Here is a 15,497-nt window from a genome sequence, read left to right on the forward strand (position 1 = left end):
TCAGGAACGGAGACCGAGCCGGTCGGCCCAGGCCGCCACCGCCGCGCCGATCAGCTCGGGCCGGTCCTCGGGCGTGTGATGTCCGGCGACGGCCTGCGAACGCACGGTCTCCAGTCCGGCGATGTTCGCCTCACACCACTCGATGATCCCCTCGCGCATCATCGTTCCCGGGTCGGGCCGGAAGGTGAGCAGGAGCTTGGGCACGTCCAGACTGGTCGTCAGCCAACGGCCGTACGCCTCGATCCTGGCCACGACGTCGGCGGGCTCACCGCCCAGCGGCATCGAGCGCGGCCACCGCAGGAGCGGCAGCCGGCTCTCGCGCGTCGGGTACGGCTTGCGGTAGCCATCCAGGTCGCCCTGGGTGAGACCGGTGGCGACCGTGCCGGGGAGGGCCTGTTCGATGAAGGCGTTGTCGTCGAGGATCATGGCCTCTCCGACGCCTTCCGCCTTGATCGCCCGGAACAGCTCCCGGCCGCCTTCGGGGAATTCCTCCCAGGACATCGGCTTGACGATGGTCTCGGTGAACGCGATCCCGCGCACCCGGTGCGGGTGGCGTGCGGCCCAGTCGAAGGCGAGGGCGCCGCCCCAGTCGTGCCCGACCAGGATGACGTCCCCGAGGCCGAGCGTGTCGAACCAGGCGTCCAGGTACCGGGAGTGGTCGGCGAAGGTGTAGTCGATGGCGGGTTTGCCCGACTCCCCCATGCCGATGAGATCGGGGGCCAGCAGCCGTCCGGGCCCCACGGCGGGCATGACGTCGCGCCACAGGTACGACGAGGTCGGGTTGCCGTGCAGGAAGACAACCGGCGTTCCGGAGCCGGACTCACGGTGGTGCATGGTCGAGTCGAGAATGCGCTGAACAGGCACTGTTCCAGTCCTTCCTAGGAGTTCGGCGCGCTCACCGGAAGGCGGCGGCGTTGCGTTCGGCCCACCGGCCGAAGGTGCCCGACGCCCGGCCCAGGACGCGTTCGACATCGGGGCTCACCCGCTGTTCGGCCTCGGTCGGCTCCCCCAGGATGGCCAGGGTGCCCTCGACCACGGACAGCGGCATGAACCGCGCCATCAGCGCGTGGGCCTGCGCGCGCGTCTGCTCGGTGAAGCGCACCGGCTCGCCCAGCGCGGCGCCGATCGCCGCCGCCCGCTCGCGCGGCGTCGTGGCCGCGGGACCGGTCAGGGTGTACGTGGCCCCGGTGTGCGGGCCTCCGCGCAGCACGGCCGCGGCGACCCCCGCGACATCCTGGGGGTCGACGAAGGGGAGCGCCACGTCACCGAAGGGCGCCTCGGCCTCCCGCCGGGTGCGGATCGACTCGGCCCAGGCGAACGCGTCGGCGGCCATCCCGCCCGAGCGCAGGATCGTCCAGTCGAGCCCGGACCCGCGCACCGCCGTCTCGAACCTCTCCGGGTGCCCGTAGGCCTCGGGGCGTGTCTGGACACCCTGCGAGGACAGCAGGACCACCCGGCTGATCCCGGCGTCCACCGCCCGCTCCAGGACGCCCTCCGGATCCTCTCCGGCCACCAGCAGGAAGAGCGCGTCCGCTCCGTCGAAGGCGTCCTTCAGTCCGGCCGGTTCGGCGAGGTCGGCGGCCACCGCCCGCACCCCGGGCGGCACATCGGCGTCGGTGATGTGCCGTGCCACGGCGGTCACCGGCACCCGCGCCTCGCACAGCGTCCGCACCAGAACCCGTCCGACGTTCCCGGTCGCACCTGTCACCACGATCACGCCGGTCTCCCCGCTCAGATACGAGTTAGTCAGCTGACTAACTTCCTGGACGAGAAGTTAGCACAGTCCGGCGGACGGTTGTCTATAGTGAGTCGGGTGACTGACTCAGTGGATTCCCCGCGCCCTCGCGCCAAGGCGGCGGGAAAACGGCAGCGGCTGACGGCGGCCACCGCCCGGGTCCTGCACGAGCAAGGCGTGGAGCGCACGACCATCGCCGACATCGCCCGCGCCGCGGATGTTCCGGCAGGCAACGTGTACTACTACTTCAAGACGAAGGACGAGCTGGTCAAGGCCGCGCTGGCCGAGCACACCGGCCACCTGGAGGAGCTCACCGGCCTCCTCGACAGGCTTCCGGACCCGCGCGAGCGACTCAAGGGCCTCATCGACGCGTGGGTCGGCGGGCGGGAGACCACGGCCCGCTACGGCTGCCCCACGGGCACCCTTGCCGTCGAGCTCGACAAGCGGACCGGCAACGGCCTCGACCTCGCGGCCGGTCAGGTCATCCGCCTTCTGCTGGACTGGGTCGGACAGCAGTACCGCGAGCTGGGTGCGGCCGACTACGAGGGCCTGGCGCTGACGTTCGTCGGTGCCTATCAGGGCATGTCCCTGCTCTCCAACGCCCTGCGCGACCCGGAGATCATGACGCGTGAGGGAGCCCGCCTGGTGCGCGAGCTGGACAGCCTGGGCCAAGACGGGAACGAATGATCAGGAAGCGTCGAGCGAGGCCCGCCGGGCGATGACCTTGCGGGTCACGACCTGTACCCGCGCGGCGGTCAGCGCGGCGAGGGCTTTTCCACCCGCTCGTAGCGCAGTTCCACCACTCCGTTGCCGAAGGCCCCGGTGCTCACCAGCCGCAGGGGGGTCCTGGTGTCCGTGAGCGGGAACATGGGCTTTCCCTGGCCGATGAGGACGGGGTGGACGTAGACCCAGTACTCGTCGATCAGATCGAGCGCCGCGAAGGACGCGGCCAGACCGGCTCCGCCGAGCGCCAGGTCGCCGCCGGGCTGCTCCTTCAGCGCCAACACCTCTTCCGGGACGACGTCATGGACGACGGCGGTGTTCCAGTCCGCCCGATGGAGCGTCCGGGAGTAGACGTACTTCGGCATGTTCCGCCAGATGACGGCGAACTCGGCCGTCGGCCCGGCGGCGGCCGGGTCCTGGTCGGCGGTGGGCCAGAAATCCGCCATCAGCTCGTGGACGACCCGGCCGTGCAGGAAGCCGCCCATCGCGGCGAGCCGCTCGTTGAAGGCGTGGTGCAGATCGTCATCGACCTGATGCCAGTCGATGTCCCTGTCCGGCCCCTCGATATAGCCGTCGAGGGACATCGACATGAAGTAGATGACCTTGCGCATCGCGAACCTCACCGGTCGAAAGCGTCGAAATCAGGGACGGGTCGGCGGAACGAATCCGGCATTACCGGGCGGCCGGCAAAGGGGCGGCAGGAGACGGCGACCACTTGACGGGCCACGGGTGCGCCGCGTAGATCTTCCGGAAAGGGTCGGGTCACGAGGGGCCGCGCGGTCCGACCGGCCCGCAGCGGCCTTGAGGAGTCCCGTGGTGAGAATCGGAACGGCACGCGCTGCCGCGGCCCGCTGGGTGGCCGCCCACGCCCGCCCCGCAGCCGGGTACCGGGGGGCGTACTTCAGCGGGTCGACCGTCGGCCGGCCGGACGGAGCCGAGCTGGCGCCCTCCTCCGACGTCGATGTCGTGGTCGTCACGGCGCAGGACGAACCGCCCGCCAAGCCCGGCAAACTCCGGTACGAGGGCGTCCTGCTGGAGATCTCCTACGTGCCGTGGGCCGAGCTGCGCGACCCGGCGGCGGTGCTCTCCTCATACCATCTGGCCGGCAGCTTCCGGCTCGACACGGTCATCGACGATCCCACCGGCCGGCTGCGCGCCCTGTACGCGGAGGTCTCGCCCAGGTTCGCGGAGCGGAGCAGGGTGCGCCGCCGGTGCCTGGACGCCCGGCACCGGGTCGAGAGCCGCCTTGCCGCGTTCGACGCCGCCGCGCCCTTCCACGAGCAGGTGCCGGCCTGGATGTTCCCGACCGGGGTCACCACGCACGTCCTGCTGGTCGCCGCCCTGCGCAACCCCACCGTCCGGCTGCGCTACCCGGCGGTGCGCGACGTCCTGACCGACTACGGGCGGCCGGAGCTCTATCCGGAGCTGCTGGCACTGCTCGGCTGCGCGGACGTCACAGAGGAGCTGGTGCGGCACCATCTGGGCGAGCTGATCCGCACGTTCGACGCCACGGTCCCGGTCGCGCGCACGCCGTTCTTCTTCAGCAGCGACCTCACCGCGCGGGCCCGTCCCATCGCCGTCGACGGCAGCCTCGAACTCCTGGACCGGGGCGACCACCGCGAGGCGGTCTTCTGGATCGTCGCCACCCTCGCCCGCTGCCACGCGGTGCTGGCCGTGGACGCCCCCGCGCTGCACGCCGCACGGCTGCCCGCGTTCGAGGCGGCCGTCGCCGGTCTCACCGGGATCACCGGCACCGCGGACATGCTGGCCCGCTGTGCGGAGGTGACCCGGTTCCTTCCCCGGCTGTGGGCGGCCGCGGAAGACGTGATGGCGGCCGGACCGGACATCACCGGGGAGGCCGGAAATTCACCGCCGCCGCTTCGGACAGTCTGATAATTTGCCCGCATGATGCCTCCTCGTGCGTAGGACCCCGCACTGACCGCACCCGGCACCCGGGTGCGGCACTCCTGTGTCCCCGCATGCCCGCCGCGCCGTGTCCCGGCGCTGCCCTCACGAGGAATGTCATCGTGCCCACGTCTCCTTGCGCGCCCACGCGCGCGCCTTCGTACGCCGCTGTCCTGCGTACCCCCCATGCCGCACGCACCTTCGGCGCCGCCCTGCTCGGGCGGCTCTCCTACGGGATCGTCCCGCTCGCCATGCTGCTCGCGATCAAGGACGCCACCGCTTCGTACTCCGCGGCCGGCGGCGCCATGGCCGTGTTCGGGGCAGCCAGCGTCCTCCTCTCCCCCGCCCGTGCCGCGCTGATCGACCGGTACGGGCCGCGCCGGGTGCTGCCGCCGATAGCGGGGCTCTACGCGGCGGCGCTCTGCGCACTCGCCCTCGCCGCCTGGCGGCCGGGCGCCCCGGCCCTCGCCCTGGGGGCGCCCGCCGTGGCGGCCGGTCTCTGCACTCCGCCGCTGGGTCCGGTCATGCGGACGCTGTGGAGCGGTCTCGTCCCCGACCGGGAACTCCTGCGGCGCGCGTACAGCCTGGACGGTGTCGCGGAGGAACTGCTCTACGTCACCGGCCCGTTGCTGGTGGGCCTGATCGTCCGGGCCGGCCGGCCCTCGGCCGCGGTGCTGGCCGGCGCCGTGCTGGTCGTCGTGGGGACGCTCGCGCTGGTGTCGTCACCGGTGGTGTCCCGCGGGCACACGAACACGAAGGCGGCCCCGGCCGAGGCGCCCGCCGCTCCCCGGCCGGTCCTGCGCACCAGCCCCGCCCTGCGCCGCACCGCGCTGGTGACGGCCTCGGTGGGGATCTGCCTGGGGGCGGTCGAACTGCTGGTGGTGGCCTTCACCGAGCAGCGCGGCCAGGCCGAGGCGGTGTCCTGGGTGCTGGCCGCCCTCTCGGCGGGGAGCGCCGTCGGCGGTCTGGCGTACGGGGCGGTCCGGTGGAAGTCCGCGAACCGTATGCGGCTGGCGGCGGCCGCCGCGGGGATGGGCGCGGCACTGGCCGTCGCCGGTCTCTCGCCCCGGCTGTATGTGCTGGCCGCCGCCGTCGCGGTCGCCGGGCTGTTCGTCGGACCGGTCCTCACGACCGGGTATCTGATCGCGGACGAGTCCGTGGATCCCGCCCGTCGCACCCAGGCGGGTGCCTGGGTCAACACCGCGTTCAACACCGGGTCCTCGGCCGGCACCGCGACGGTCGGGCTGCTCGTCGAACGGCTGCCGCTCGCGCTGTGCTTCGCCCTGGCGGCGGCGCCCGCGCTGCTGTGTGCGGGGGCGCCGGTGTGCCCGGGGGGCCGACGGGCCGGCGGGGCCCGCTCCCGCCGCTGACCGTCAGGGGCTGAGCCAGGACTCCCAGACCTGGCTCAGCTCCGCCTCGACGGCCGGCGCCACCGTGTCCAGCAGCCGCACCTGGGCGCCCGGTCCGGCCAGGTCCATCCGGTAGGGGTGCGGCGTTCCCGGCGGTGTCGCGCCGGGCACGGCGACCGAGCCGATGACCCGGTTCGGGCCGAGGAGTCCGGGGAGTTCGCGCACGTCGGGGTCTGTGAGGTCGAGGTCCTCGACCAGCAGCTCCTGGCCCTCGTACGTCACCCGGGTGGTGGCCCGGATCCGCCCGCCGCGCTCGCCGGAGCGGCCCAGGACCAGGGTGTCGCGCCACAGCATCCGGGCCCCGGACGCCAGCCGGGCGTCCATCGCGCGTTCGACGTCCGCCCCGCCGGCCACCACGAACGGCAGCCCGTGCCAAGTGAGTTCGGCGCCCTCCGCGAGGTCGACGCGGGCCCGCCACCGGGCGGAGCCGCCCCGGTGGTCGCAGGCGACGAGTCCGGCCGGCTCGACCAGTTCCAGGCGCGCGCCCGGACCGACCGAGATGTGCAGGGTCAGCTCGTCGCCGGTGAGCAGTCCGGCCCGGATGCCGACCAGCGCGATCCGGATCCGGCCGGGGCACGGCAGCAGCGGGCGGGGGGGCGAGGAAGGCGCCGTCGCGCAGTTCGCGGGCGAGGTGGCGCTCGTCGCCGTCGCGCTCCACGGCGACGACGGTGGGGTCTGTCACGGGTGCTCGTGGCTGTGCGGCGCCATCGGGCCCGGGTCGGTGGGGATGTGGGTGCCCGAGCGGTGACGGGTCAGCAGGGACCTTACCCAGTCCGCGAGTTCGGCGATGGAGGCCGGGTCCTTCCTGGAGAGGGCGAGGACGGGAAGCCCGGCGCGGGCCTCCTCCGCGTCAGCGACCATGGCGGGCACGTCGACCTCCACGTAGGAGGCCAGGTCGGTCTTGTTGACGATCAGGAGGTCGGCGCCGGTGATGCCGGGGCCGCCCTTGCGCGCGACGTCGCCGCCGCCCGCCACGTCGATGCAGAAGAGCTGGGCGTCGGCCAGGGCGGGGCTGAAGGTGGCCGTGAGGTTGCCGCCGCCGCTCTCGATGAGCACCAGGTCCAGCGGGCCGTAAGCCTCCTCCAGGTCCTCGACGGCGTCGAGGTTGGCGCTGACGTCGTCGCGGATCGCGGTGTGCGGGCAGGCGCCGGTCTCGACGGCGCGGATGCGTTCGGTGGGCAGTACACCGGCCGAGCGCAGGAAGCGGGCGTCCTCGTCGGTGTAGATGTCGTTGGTGACCACCGCCATGGAGAGTTCGCCGGCGAGCTCCCGGCACAGGGTGGCCAGGATCGAGCTCTTTCCGGTGCCGACCGGTCCCGCGACGCCCAGACGCAGGGCCCGGGGCTGGTTCAGCGGCTCGTGGAAGTGGGGGTTGGGCTGCCGGCCGGTGGTGGTCTCGTTCTCAGGCAAGGAAGAGTCTCCGTTCGCGTCGTGCGTGTTCGAGCGCCCACTGTTCGGTGAGCGCGGCGGTACGGGCGGGCAGTTGGTCAGGGGTCCGTACGGCGAGGGCCGCGGCCGACGCCGCTGCGGCGTCGGGTTCCGCGGCGAGGATCCAGGCGACCGAGTCGAGCGGGTCGCCGGGCAGGAGTTTCAGTGCGGCGGACGCGACGGTCTGGAGCTCGTCGTAGACGACGGCGTGCGGCGGACGCGACGGTCTGGAGCTCGTCGTAGACGACGGCGTGCGCCAGCTCCTCCTCCGAGACGTCCAGTACGGCTCCGAGGGCGCCGAGCGCGACCGGCCGCAGCGGGCGGGGGCGCATGGCGGTCAGTGCGGTGACCGCCGGATGGCCGGGGGCGAGCCGCCGGGCGAGCCGGTGCACGCCCCGGCCGAGCGTCGCGGAGGTCTCGCGCTGCGGGGCGGCCGGGGTCCGTGCTGCCAGCGCCCGCTGCACGGGGCCGTAGTCGACCGGGTCGCGCAGCGCGGCCCGCAGGGCGAGGACGGCCGCGGCCGCCTCGGTGCGGGCGGTGGTGTGCAGCCGGGCCTTCAGCAGTGCGGGGACGCGGTCGCGGGTGAGGCCCGCGACGACGGCGGGTTCGAGGCCGGCGCTGTAGGTGTACGCGCCGACCGGAAGCCGTCCGTCGCCCAGCAGCAGGGGTGCCAGTGCGCCCATCAGAACCTCATCAGAACATGGAGTACCGCTGGGCCAGCGGCAGTTCGGTGGCGGGTGACGGTTCGACGAGTTCTCCGTCGATGTGGATGGCGAAGGTCTCCGGGTCCACCTGGATGTCCGGGAGCGCGGTGTTGTTCGGCAGGTCCGCCTTGGTGAGGTGGCGGGTGGGGCGTACGGCGACCAGTTCGCGCTCCAGGCCGAGGCGTTCGGCGAGGCCGTCGGCCAGGGCGACGAAGCTGACCGAGAGGTGCGGGGCGGCCCCGGCGGCGGCGGGGCGCAGCAGGACGGGCTGGGTGGTGGGGATCGCGGCGTTGGCGTCGCCCAGCGGGGCGTACACCACCATGCCGCCCTTGATCACGGCGGCGGGGCGGATACCGAAGAACGCGGGGTCCCAGAGCACCAGGTCGGCCAGCTTGCCGGGTTCGACGGAGCCGATGACGTGGTCGATGCCGTGGGCGACGGCCGGGCAGATCGTGTACTTGGCGACGTAGCGGCGGGCCCGTTCGTTGTCGGCGGGCAGTGCGCTGCCCCGGTCGCCGAAGCGCTGCTTCATCACGTGGGCGACCTGCCAGGTGCGGCAGATGACCTCACCGATGCGGCCCATGGCCTGGGCGTCGGAGGAGGTGATGGAGAGGGCCCCTATGTCGTGCAGGATGTCCTCGGCCGCGATGGTGCTCGCGCGGATGCGGGATTCCGCGAAGGCGAGGTCCTCGGGGACGCGCGGGTTGAGGTGGTGGCAGACCAACAGCATGTCGAGGTGTTCGTCGACGGTGTTGACGGTGTGCGGGAGCGTCGGGTTGGTGGACGCCGGGAGGATGTTGGGGTGCGAGGCGACGGTGATGATGTCGGGCGCGTGGCCGCCGCCCGCGCCCTCGGCGTGGAAGACGTGGATGCCGCGTCCGGCGATGGCGTCGGGAGTCCCCTCGACGTAGCCGGCCTCGTTGAGGCTGTCGCCGTGCAGGGCGACCTGGAGGCCGTAGGTGCCGGCGGCCTTCGGCGCGGCATCGATGGCGGCAGGGTGGCGCCCCAGTCCTCGTGGACCTTGTAGCCGCCCGCGCCGCCGAGCGCGGCCTCGCGCAGGGCCTCCGCGCCGACGGTGGAGCCCTTTCCGAACAGCATGATGTTGAGGGGACGCGGTCCAGGGACCGGTGCATCATCGCGAGGTTCCAGGCGCCGGGGGTGACCGTGGTGGCCTTGGATCCCTCGGTGGCTCCGGTGCCGCCGCCGATGACGGTGGTGGTGCCGGTGGCCAGGGCCTCGTGGAGGGTCTCCGGCATCAGGAAGTGGACGTGGGTGTCCACGGCTCCGGCGGTCAGGATGCGGCCCTCGCCGGAGACGACGTCGGTGCCGGGGCCGATCACCAGGTCGGGGTGGACGCCGTCGCCGGTGTCGGGGTTGCCGGAGCGGCCGAGGGCGACGATGCGGCCGGCCCTGATGCCGATGTCCGTCTTGACGATGCCCCAGTGGTCCAGGACCACGACGTTGGTGATGACGAGGTCGAGGGCGCCGTCCGCGCGTGGGGTGGTGGCCTGGGCCATCGATTCGCGGATGGACTTGCCGCCGCCGAAGACCGCCTCGTCGCCGCCGAAGCAGCGGTCCTCCTCGACCTCGATCCAGAGGTCGGTGTCTGCGAGCCGGATGCGGTCGCCGGTGGTGGGGCCGTAGAACGCCGCGTAGGCGGCGCGGGTCAGTTGTGCCATGTCACACGCCTTCCGTCGCGGTGTTCCGCGCGCCCCTGGACCGGGGCGCGGGGCGGACGACGATGCCGGGCACTGTCGCGCGTCCGCCGAGTTCGACGAGGGTGACCTCCGCGCCGACGCCCGGCTCGAAGCGCAGCGAGGTGCCGGACGGAATATGGAGCCGGAATCCCTCGGTCTGCGGCCGGTCGAAGGCAAGTGCGGGATTCACGTCGAAGAAATGGAAATGCGAACCGATCTGAATGGGCCGGCCTCCGTCGTTCACTACCGTGATCCGAAATGCGCGACGTTCTGAATTCAGGTGGACCACGCCGGGCCCGGTGCGGATCTCGCCGGGGATCACGGGATCGGCGAGGTGATCGTGACGAGCTTGCGCCCGTCCGGGAAGGTCGCTTCGACCTGGGCGTCGTGCAGCATCTCGGGAACGCCTTCGAGCACGTCAGCACGGGTGAGCACGGACCGGCCCAGGGTCATGAGGTCGGCGACGCGGGCCCCTTCCCTGGCGCGTTCCATCGCCCAGCAGGCGAGCATTGCGGCGGCCTCGGGGTACTTCAGACATACGCCGCGCTCCCGGCGGTCGCGGGCAACCATTCCGGCGACGCTCAGCAGCAATTTCTCCGTGTCGGACGGAGTGAGAAACATGGGAAACCTCCATGGCGGCAGTCCCCGGAATTCCCGGAATCGCCTTGGCCACGTTCCTCTTATAAGCCTCCGGGTGGCGCCGTGGCAACTCGCGCCGCACCGCAAAAAGTCCCTTTCTTGCATCATGACCCACCATATACGGGCAAAGCAGACGAATTTTAGTCATCGTCGGACCATGCGAAAGGCGGCCGCACCCCCCCCGGCTGGGGGGGTGCGGCCGCCTCAAGAGAGGAGCTCAGCAGGTCACTTCAGGCCGAAGGCCCGGATGATCTCCTGGTCCACGCTGAAACCGCTGCCGGCCTCGGCGTGCGCCTTGAGCGAAACGGCGGTGGCACCCTTCTTCGGGGTCTTGAACCGGGCGGTCCAGGAATCGGCCGAGTCCTTCTTCAACCGCGCCGCGCTCCAGGTCTTCCCGTCGTCGTAGCTGACCGACAGCGAGGCCTTCTTCGCCTTCACGGCACCGTCCAGCCACTCCTGCGTGGTGGAGGAGAGGCCGATCTCGGTCGTCTTCCCGGCCTTCACGTCACCGGCCAGGTCGGTCTTGACGTCGTAGTCCAGCTGGAGCAGCGGGATATCGGCCTGCGCCGGTCCGGACGGGTCGAGCGCGCCCGAGAGGAAGTTCCACTCGGTGTGCGTGCGGACCGAGGTCTTCCAGACGTTCTCGTCGCGCGAGGCGTCGAGCGCCAGCCGGTACGGGAGCTTCTCCGGCGAGAGGTCCCAGGCGTAGCCGGCGCGGCCGGCCGACTTGCTGAGCTGGGTGTCGCCTTGGAAGAAGGCGATGGCGCCGCTGTCGTACTCCTTGTCGGGCATCGAGCCGGAGTGGCCGGTGCCGGAGTCCGTCCACGGCGTGATGTTGAACTGGATGTCGTTGTACGAGGAACGGTTCGGACCCCAGTAGCCGGTGCCCAGCCTCGGGCGGCTGACCGGTGCGAACCACGAGTCCTGGTAGCTGCGGCCGGCCCGGTAGTCCAGGTTGCCGCTGCGCTCCTCCAGCGCGGTGTCCGTGCCCTCGTCGTTGAGGACGGAGTGGTTCTCGTACCAGAACGAGTCGCCGGGCAGCGGGGTGACCCACTCGGTGCGGGTGCCGGGGAACTTCTCGTACTCCTCGAAGCCGACGCCCGGACCGTAGTCCGGGATGTCGTAGCGGAAGCCGCCGCCGACGACGTCCCGGTGGCCGTAGAAGGTGTTCTCCACCTTCGCCAGCTGACGGGTGGACGGGGCGAAGGCCAGCGAGCGGCCCGGGATGGTGCCGTCGTGCCGGTCGACCAGGTCGTACACGTAGCGCGCGAACTTCCGCTGCTCGACGGTCACCTTCTTGCCGCCCCTGGCGGTCTTGACCAGTCCCTCGCCGGCCAGCCGCTGGACGGATGCGACGGGGATGGCCGCCGTGGTGCCGTAGTCGGTGTACGACTCCATGAGCACGCCGTCGCCCTGGTTGACGACGAAGAGCGCCTTGGCCCCGGCGGCGACGGCCGCCGCGAGCCGGTCGGCGGGGGGTACGGAGGCGTCGGCGCGGATCACGACGGCCTTGCCCCTGGCGTTGATGCCCCGGTAGCCGGCGGTGGCGCCGTTGCCCGCGAAGACGCTTCCGAGCTTCTTGTCGCTGTCCTCCGCGACGGGCGATCCGCTCTGCACGGTCACCGGCACATCACGGCCGCCGGCCGTCAGGTCGATCAGCTTCTCGCCCTGCCGCCAGCGGGTCAGGAAGGAGAAGCTGCCCTCGGTCACCTTCTTGGTCGGGCTCGCCCACAGCTGGTCGTACGTCAGCGGGATCTGGTACGCGTCGCGCTGGACGGTGCCGTCCGGTGCGGTGCGCGCCATGTCGTAGCGCAGCTGGCGGTTCTCGGTCTCCTTCGGCGTCCTCACGCTGACCTTGTGGGCCTTGGAGGCGTCGAGGGTGACCTTCGTCGACTTGTCGAGAATGATCTCGGGGGCCGCCAGGAAGGCGAGGGCCCGCGAGTCGGCGGTGTCGCCCTTGATGTCGGCGGCGGTCCAGGCGGTGTAGTTGCCCGGCGGCAGCCGCAGCGTGGTGTCACCGGGGACGGCGACGACGGACAGGTTCTCGTCGCCCAGGGCGGCGAGGACGACCTGTCCGTCCATCGGCTTGCCCGCGCGGTCGCGCAGCTCGATCTTCAGGTCGTAGAGCTCCTGCTCCTTGTTGAGCGCGAAGCCGGTGTGCGCGACGGTGGCGCCGGAGGCGTCCTTCGCGACGACCTGCCCGGAGAAGGTGGTGTTGTCGGCGACCTTCGTCGGGTCGAGCGAGAGGACGGCCTGCGCGGTCGAACCGGCCGGGACGGTCAGCTGCTTCACCGAGAGCGTGTAGGCGTCGGCGTCCGTGTCGGTCGCCAGGTCCAGCGTGACGTCCGTCTTCCCGGTGTTGCGGTAGGTGATGGTGCGCTCGGTGACCGGGTCCGAGTCGGAGTGCGGCCAGGCGTAGGACGCGACCGCGACGGAGCCGGTGGCCTCGATCGTGGTGTCGATCGCCGCCTTCACGTCGAGCCGGCCGGTGCCCTGCTCGTACGGGGTGTGGTCCGGCAGTTCCTTCGACGAGGTCATCAGCGCGTCCTTGATGCGCTGTCCTGACCAGTCGGGGTGCCGCTCCTTCACGATGGCGGCCGCGCCGGCGACATGGGGCGTCGCCATCGACGTACCGGACATCGACTGGTACATGCCCTCGATGCCCGGGACCGACTGGGAGGCGGCGGCGTTGATGTCGACGCCGGGCGCGGAGAGGTCGGGCTTCAGGCCGTAGCTGCGGGTCAGCGGGCCCATGGAGGAGAAGTCCGCGCGGTTGTCCTGCTTGTCGACGGCGGCGATGGTGAGCGCCTTGTCCGCGGAGCCCGGCGAGCCGATGGTGCCCGCGCCGTAGGCGTTGCCCGCCGCGATCACGAAGAGCGGGCCGCCGTCGGCCGAGAGGGAGTCGACGGCCTGCGACATCGGGTCGGAGCCGTCGTCGGGAACGCTGGAGCCCAGGCTCATGGAGACGACGTCGGCGCCCTCCGCCTTGGCCCACTCCATCGCCTCGATGATCCCGGAGTCCGCGCCGGAGCCCTCGTTGCTCAGCACCTTGCCGACGATCAGGTCCGCGCCGGGCGCGACGCCCTTGTTGACGCCGTCGGAGGCGGCCCCGGAGCCCGCGATGGTGGAGGCGACGTGCGTGCCGTGGCCGTTCTTGTCGTCGACCTCCTCGCCGGGCACGAAGCTCTTCGACTCCAGGACGCGGTCCTTGACGTCCGGGTGGTCGGCGTCGATTCCGGTGTCCAGGACGGCGACCTTGGAGCCCTTGCCGTCGTAGCCGGCGGCCCATGCCTGCGGGGCGTTGATCTGCGGTACGGAGTCCTTCAGCGCGGCCTCGACCCGGCCGTCGAGCCAGAGCTTGGCGATGCCGTTGTCCAGCGAACGGGCCTCGGGCGTGGTGGCGATGTCGTCCCAGAAGGCGCGGGTGGTGGCCTTGGCCGCCTTCAGCGCCGCTCCGTGGATGCTCTCCAGCCGGCGGACCGTCCTGCTTCCCCGGGGCGCGGCGGGCAGCGAACGGGCCTTGCTCGCCGGGTAGGTGGCGATGAGCGGGATACCGCCGGACCTCGCGTCGTCGTAGCCCATCTTCGCCAGCGCGGTGACGTCGAAGAGCCGGCGGTCCAGCTTGCCGGCGGCGATCAGGGCGGCCGCCTCGTCGGGCAGGACGTAGATGGCGTCGCCCGCCTGCTGGACGTGCACGCCGCCCGCCGCGCCGTCGGGACGGTCCACGGTGACGGTGTCCTGCTTTCCGGCGCCGTCGGTGTAGTGCACGACGTCACCGGTGAGCAGGGTGATGTCGTACTGCTTGACCGGGGCGGCCGGGTGGCCGGTGGACGAGGGCTGACCGGTGGCCGCGGCGGCGGTGCCCGTGGCGGGGAGCAGCGCGCCGCTCACCAGGGCGACGGAGGTCGCTATGAGGAGGGCTCTGCGCCCCGCACGAGCGGGTCTCGCCCTGCCGTAGACAGTGGAGGGGGTGAATGTCATGCAGCTGATCTATCGCTAAATCGATGGCTGCGGTGCGGTCCACCCCTGGCGTGAATGTGCCGTGGCGGCAACCCGCCGGTCGGCGCGGCCGCCCCGGGCCGGCCCTGGAGGGCCTGATCAGGCCACCGATGCCATCCGCCCGGCGGGCGGCGCGGTCGCGTTGTGGTGGATCGGGGTATGCGCGCCGGTCAGCGGTACGCCGGTGCCGCCGCGCCGGTCGGCGACGATCTCCGCGGCGATCGACAGGGCGGTCTCCTCGGGCGTCCGGGCGCCCAGGTCGAGCCCGATCGGCGAGCGCAGCCGGGCCAGTTCGAGTTCGGTGACCCCGGCCTCGCGGAGCCGTTCGTTGCGCTCCAGATGGGTGCGGCGCGAGCCCATCGCGCCGACGTAGGCGGCCGGCAGCTTCAACGCGGCCTCCAGCAGCGGGACATCGAACTTGGCGTCGTGGGTGAGCACGCACAGGACGGTGCGGGCGTCCACGGCGGTCCTGGCCAGATAGCGGTGCGGCCACTCGATGACCAGTTCGTCCGCCTCCGGGAATCTGGCCTTCGTGGCGAAGACGGGGCGAGCGTCGCACACCGTGACGTGGTAGCCGAGGAACTTCCCGGCCCGCACCAGCGCGGCGGCGAAGTCTATGGCCCCGAACACGATCATCCGGGGCGGCGGGACGCTGGACTCGACGAGCAGCGTGAGGGGCTGCCCGCAGAGCGAGCCGTCGGCGCCGAGGGTGACGGAGCCGGTGCGGCCCGCGTCCAGCATCGCGCGGGCCTCGGCCGCGACGGTGCGGTCGAGCTCGGGGTGTCCCCCGAGCCCGCCCTCGTGGGCGCCGTCCGGCCGGATGAGCAGGGGCCTGCCGAGGAGTTCGGCGGGCCCTTCCGTGACCCTGGCCACCGCGGCCGCCTCCCCCCGGGCGGCCGCGGTGAGCGCGGCGGCGTACACCGGCCGGGCCGGGTCGTCCGCCCGGACCGGTGTCACCAGGATGTCGATGACGCCGCCGCAGGTCAGGCCGACCGCGAAGGCGTCCTCGTCGCTGTAGCCGAACCGCTCCCGGACGGTGATGCCGTCTTCGAGGGCCTGTTGGCACAGTTCGTACACCGCGCCCTCCACACATCCGCCGGAGACCGAGCCGATCACCGTGCCGTCGCGGTCGACGGCCAGTGCGGCGCCCGGCTGCCTCGGCGCGCTGCCCCCGACGGCCACCACGGTGGCCACCGCGAACTCACGTCCCTGCCCGGCCCATCGGTCGAGCTCCTCGGCGATGTCCAGCATCTCGGTC

Annotated in this window: 11 protein-coding genes and 3 pseudogenes; 3 read left to right on the forward strand and 11 right to left on the reverse strand. The window is 72.1% G+C overall.

The annotated features are described in order from the left end of the window. Positions 1-864: a haloalkane dehalogenase gene (locus RLT59_RS05955; RefSeq protein ID WP_311302415.1), complete on the reverse strand. Its 864-nt coding sequence runs from the start codon at positions 862-864 to the stop codon at positions 1-3. Between the two features lie 31 nt (positions 865-895). Then, complete coding sequence (locus RLT59_RS05960; RefSeq protein WP_311302416.1) at positions 896-1,717, reverse strand: SDR family oxidoreductase; 822 nt, start codon at positions 1,715-1,717, stop codon at positions 896-898. A gap of 96 nt (positions 1,718-1,813) precedes the next feature. Between RLT59_RS05960 and RLT59_RS05965 the strand changes: the two genes are divergently transcribed. Continuing rightward, positions 1,814-2,422, forward strand: a complete 609-nt coding sequence (locus tag RLT59_RS05965) for a TetR/AcrR family transcriptional regulator (protein WP_311302417.1) — start codon at positions 1,814-1,816, stop codon at positions 2,420-2,422. A gap of 68 nt (positions 2,423-2,490) precedes the next feature. Here the strand turns inward: RLT59_RS05965 and RLT59_RS05970 are convergent, their stop codons facing one another. Then, positions 2,491-3,069: a dihydrofolate reductase family protein gene (locus RLT59_RS05970; RefSeq protein ID WP_311307627.1), complete on the reverse strand. Its 579-nt coding sequence runs from the start codon at positions 3,067-3,069 to the stop codon at positions 2,491-2,493. Positions 3,070-3,274: 205 nt separating this feature from the next. On the opposite strand from RLT59_RS05970, the gene RLT59_RS05975 reads away from it, so the two are divergent. Further along, positions 3,275-4,351 (forward strand): hypothetical protein, encoded by a 1,077-nt coding sequence (locus RLT59_RS05975; protein WP_311302418.1) that lies wholly within the window; start codon positions 3,275-3,277, stop codon positions 4,349-4,351. 134 nt (positions 4,352-4,485) lie between these two features. Further along, positions 4,486-5,733: an MFS transporter gene (locus tag RLT59_RS05980; RefSeq protein WP_311302419.1), complete on the forward strand. Its 1,248-nt coding sequence runs from the start codon at positions 4,486-4,488 to the stop codon at positions 5,731-5,733. Positions 5,734-5,736: 3 nt separating this feature from the next. Here RLT59_RS05980 and RLT59_RS05985 read toward each other — a convergent pair. The 8 genes and pseudogenes from RLT59_RS05985 to RLT59_RS06020 form a co-directional block, all read right to left on the reverse strand. Next, positions 5,737-6,454: pseudogene (locus RLT59_RS05985) on the reverse strand (urease accessory protein UreD). After that, complete coding sequence (ureG, locus tag RLT59_RS05990) at positions 6,451-7,125, reverse strand: urease accessory protein UreG (RefSeq protein WP_311307628.1); 675 nt, start codon at positions 7,123-7,125, stop codon at positions 6,451-6,453. The pseudogene RLT59_RS05985 and the gene ureG overlap by 4 nt, the downstream one beginning before the upstream one ends. A 49-nt stretch (positions 7,126-7,174) precedes the next feature. Continuing rightward, positions 7,175-7,883, reverse strand: a pseudogene (locus tag RLT59_RS05995) (urease accessory protein UreF). A gap of 10 nt (positions 7,884-7,893) precedes the next feature. Then, positions 7,894-9,583 (reverse strand): annotated as a pseudogene (locus tag RLT59_RS06000) (urease subunit alpha). Position 9,584: 1 nt separating this feature from the next. Beyond that, entirely contained in the window at positions 9,585-9,923 is a 339-nt protein-coding gene (gene ureB / locus RLT59_RS06005; protein WP_311302420.1) for an urease subunit beta, read from the reverse strand. Beyond that, positions 9,920-10,222, reverse strand: coding sequence for an urease subunit gamma (locus RLT59_RS06010; RefSeq protein WP_311302421.1), 303 nt, complete (start codon positions 10,220-10,222; stop codon positions 9,920-9,922). Before RLT59_RS06010 ends, ureB begins: the two co-directional genes overlap by 4 nt. A 243-nt stretch (positions 10,223-10,465) precedes the next feature. Continuing rightward, positions 10,466-14,221, reverse strand: a complete 3,756-nt coding sequence (locus RLT59_RS06015; RefSeq protein WP_311302422.1) for a S8 family serine peptidase — start codon at positions 14,219-14,221, stop codon at positions 10,466-10,468. A 117-nt stretch (positions 14,222-14,338) separates the two neighbouring features. Then, positions 14,339-15,490 (reverse strand): XdhC family protein, encoded by a 1,152-nt coding sequence (locus RLT59_RS06020; RefSeq protein ID WP_311302423.1) that lies wholly within the window; start codon positions 15,488-15,490, stop codon positions 14,339-14,341. Positions 15,491-15,497: the final 7 nt, after the last annotated feature.

The organism is Streptomyces sp. ITFR-6, assembly GCF_031844725.1.
Taxonomy (GTDB): Bacteria; Actinomycetota; Actinomycetes; order Streptomycetales; family Streptomycetaceae; genus Streptomyces.

Excerpts from the sequence above, each read along its gene's own strand:
- RLT59_RS06020 (WP_311302423.1), bottom strand. The coding sequence starts at position 15,490 with ATGCTGGACATCGCCGAGGAGCTCGACCGATGGGCCGGGCAGGGACGT.
- RLT59_RS06010 (WP_311302421.1), bottom strand. The coding sequence starts at position 10,222 with ATGTTTCTCACTCCGTCCGACACGGAGAAATTGCTGCTGAGCGTCGCC.
- RLT59_RS05970 (WP_311307627.1), bottom strand. The coding sequence starts at position 3,069 with ATGCGCAAGGTCATCTACTTCATGTCGATGTCCCTCGACGGCTATATC.
- RLT59_RS06015 (WP_311302422.1), bottom strand. The coding sequence starts at position 14,221 with ATGACATTCACCCCCTCCACTGTCTACGGCAGGGCGAGACCCGCTCGT.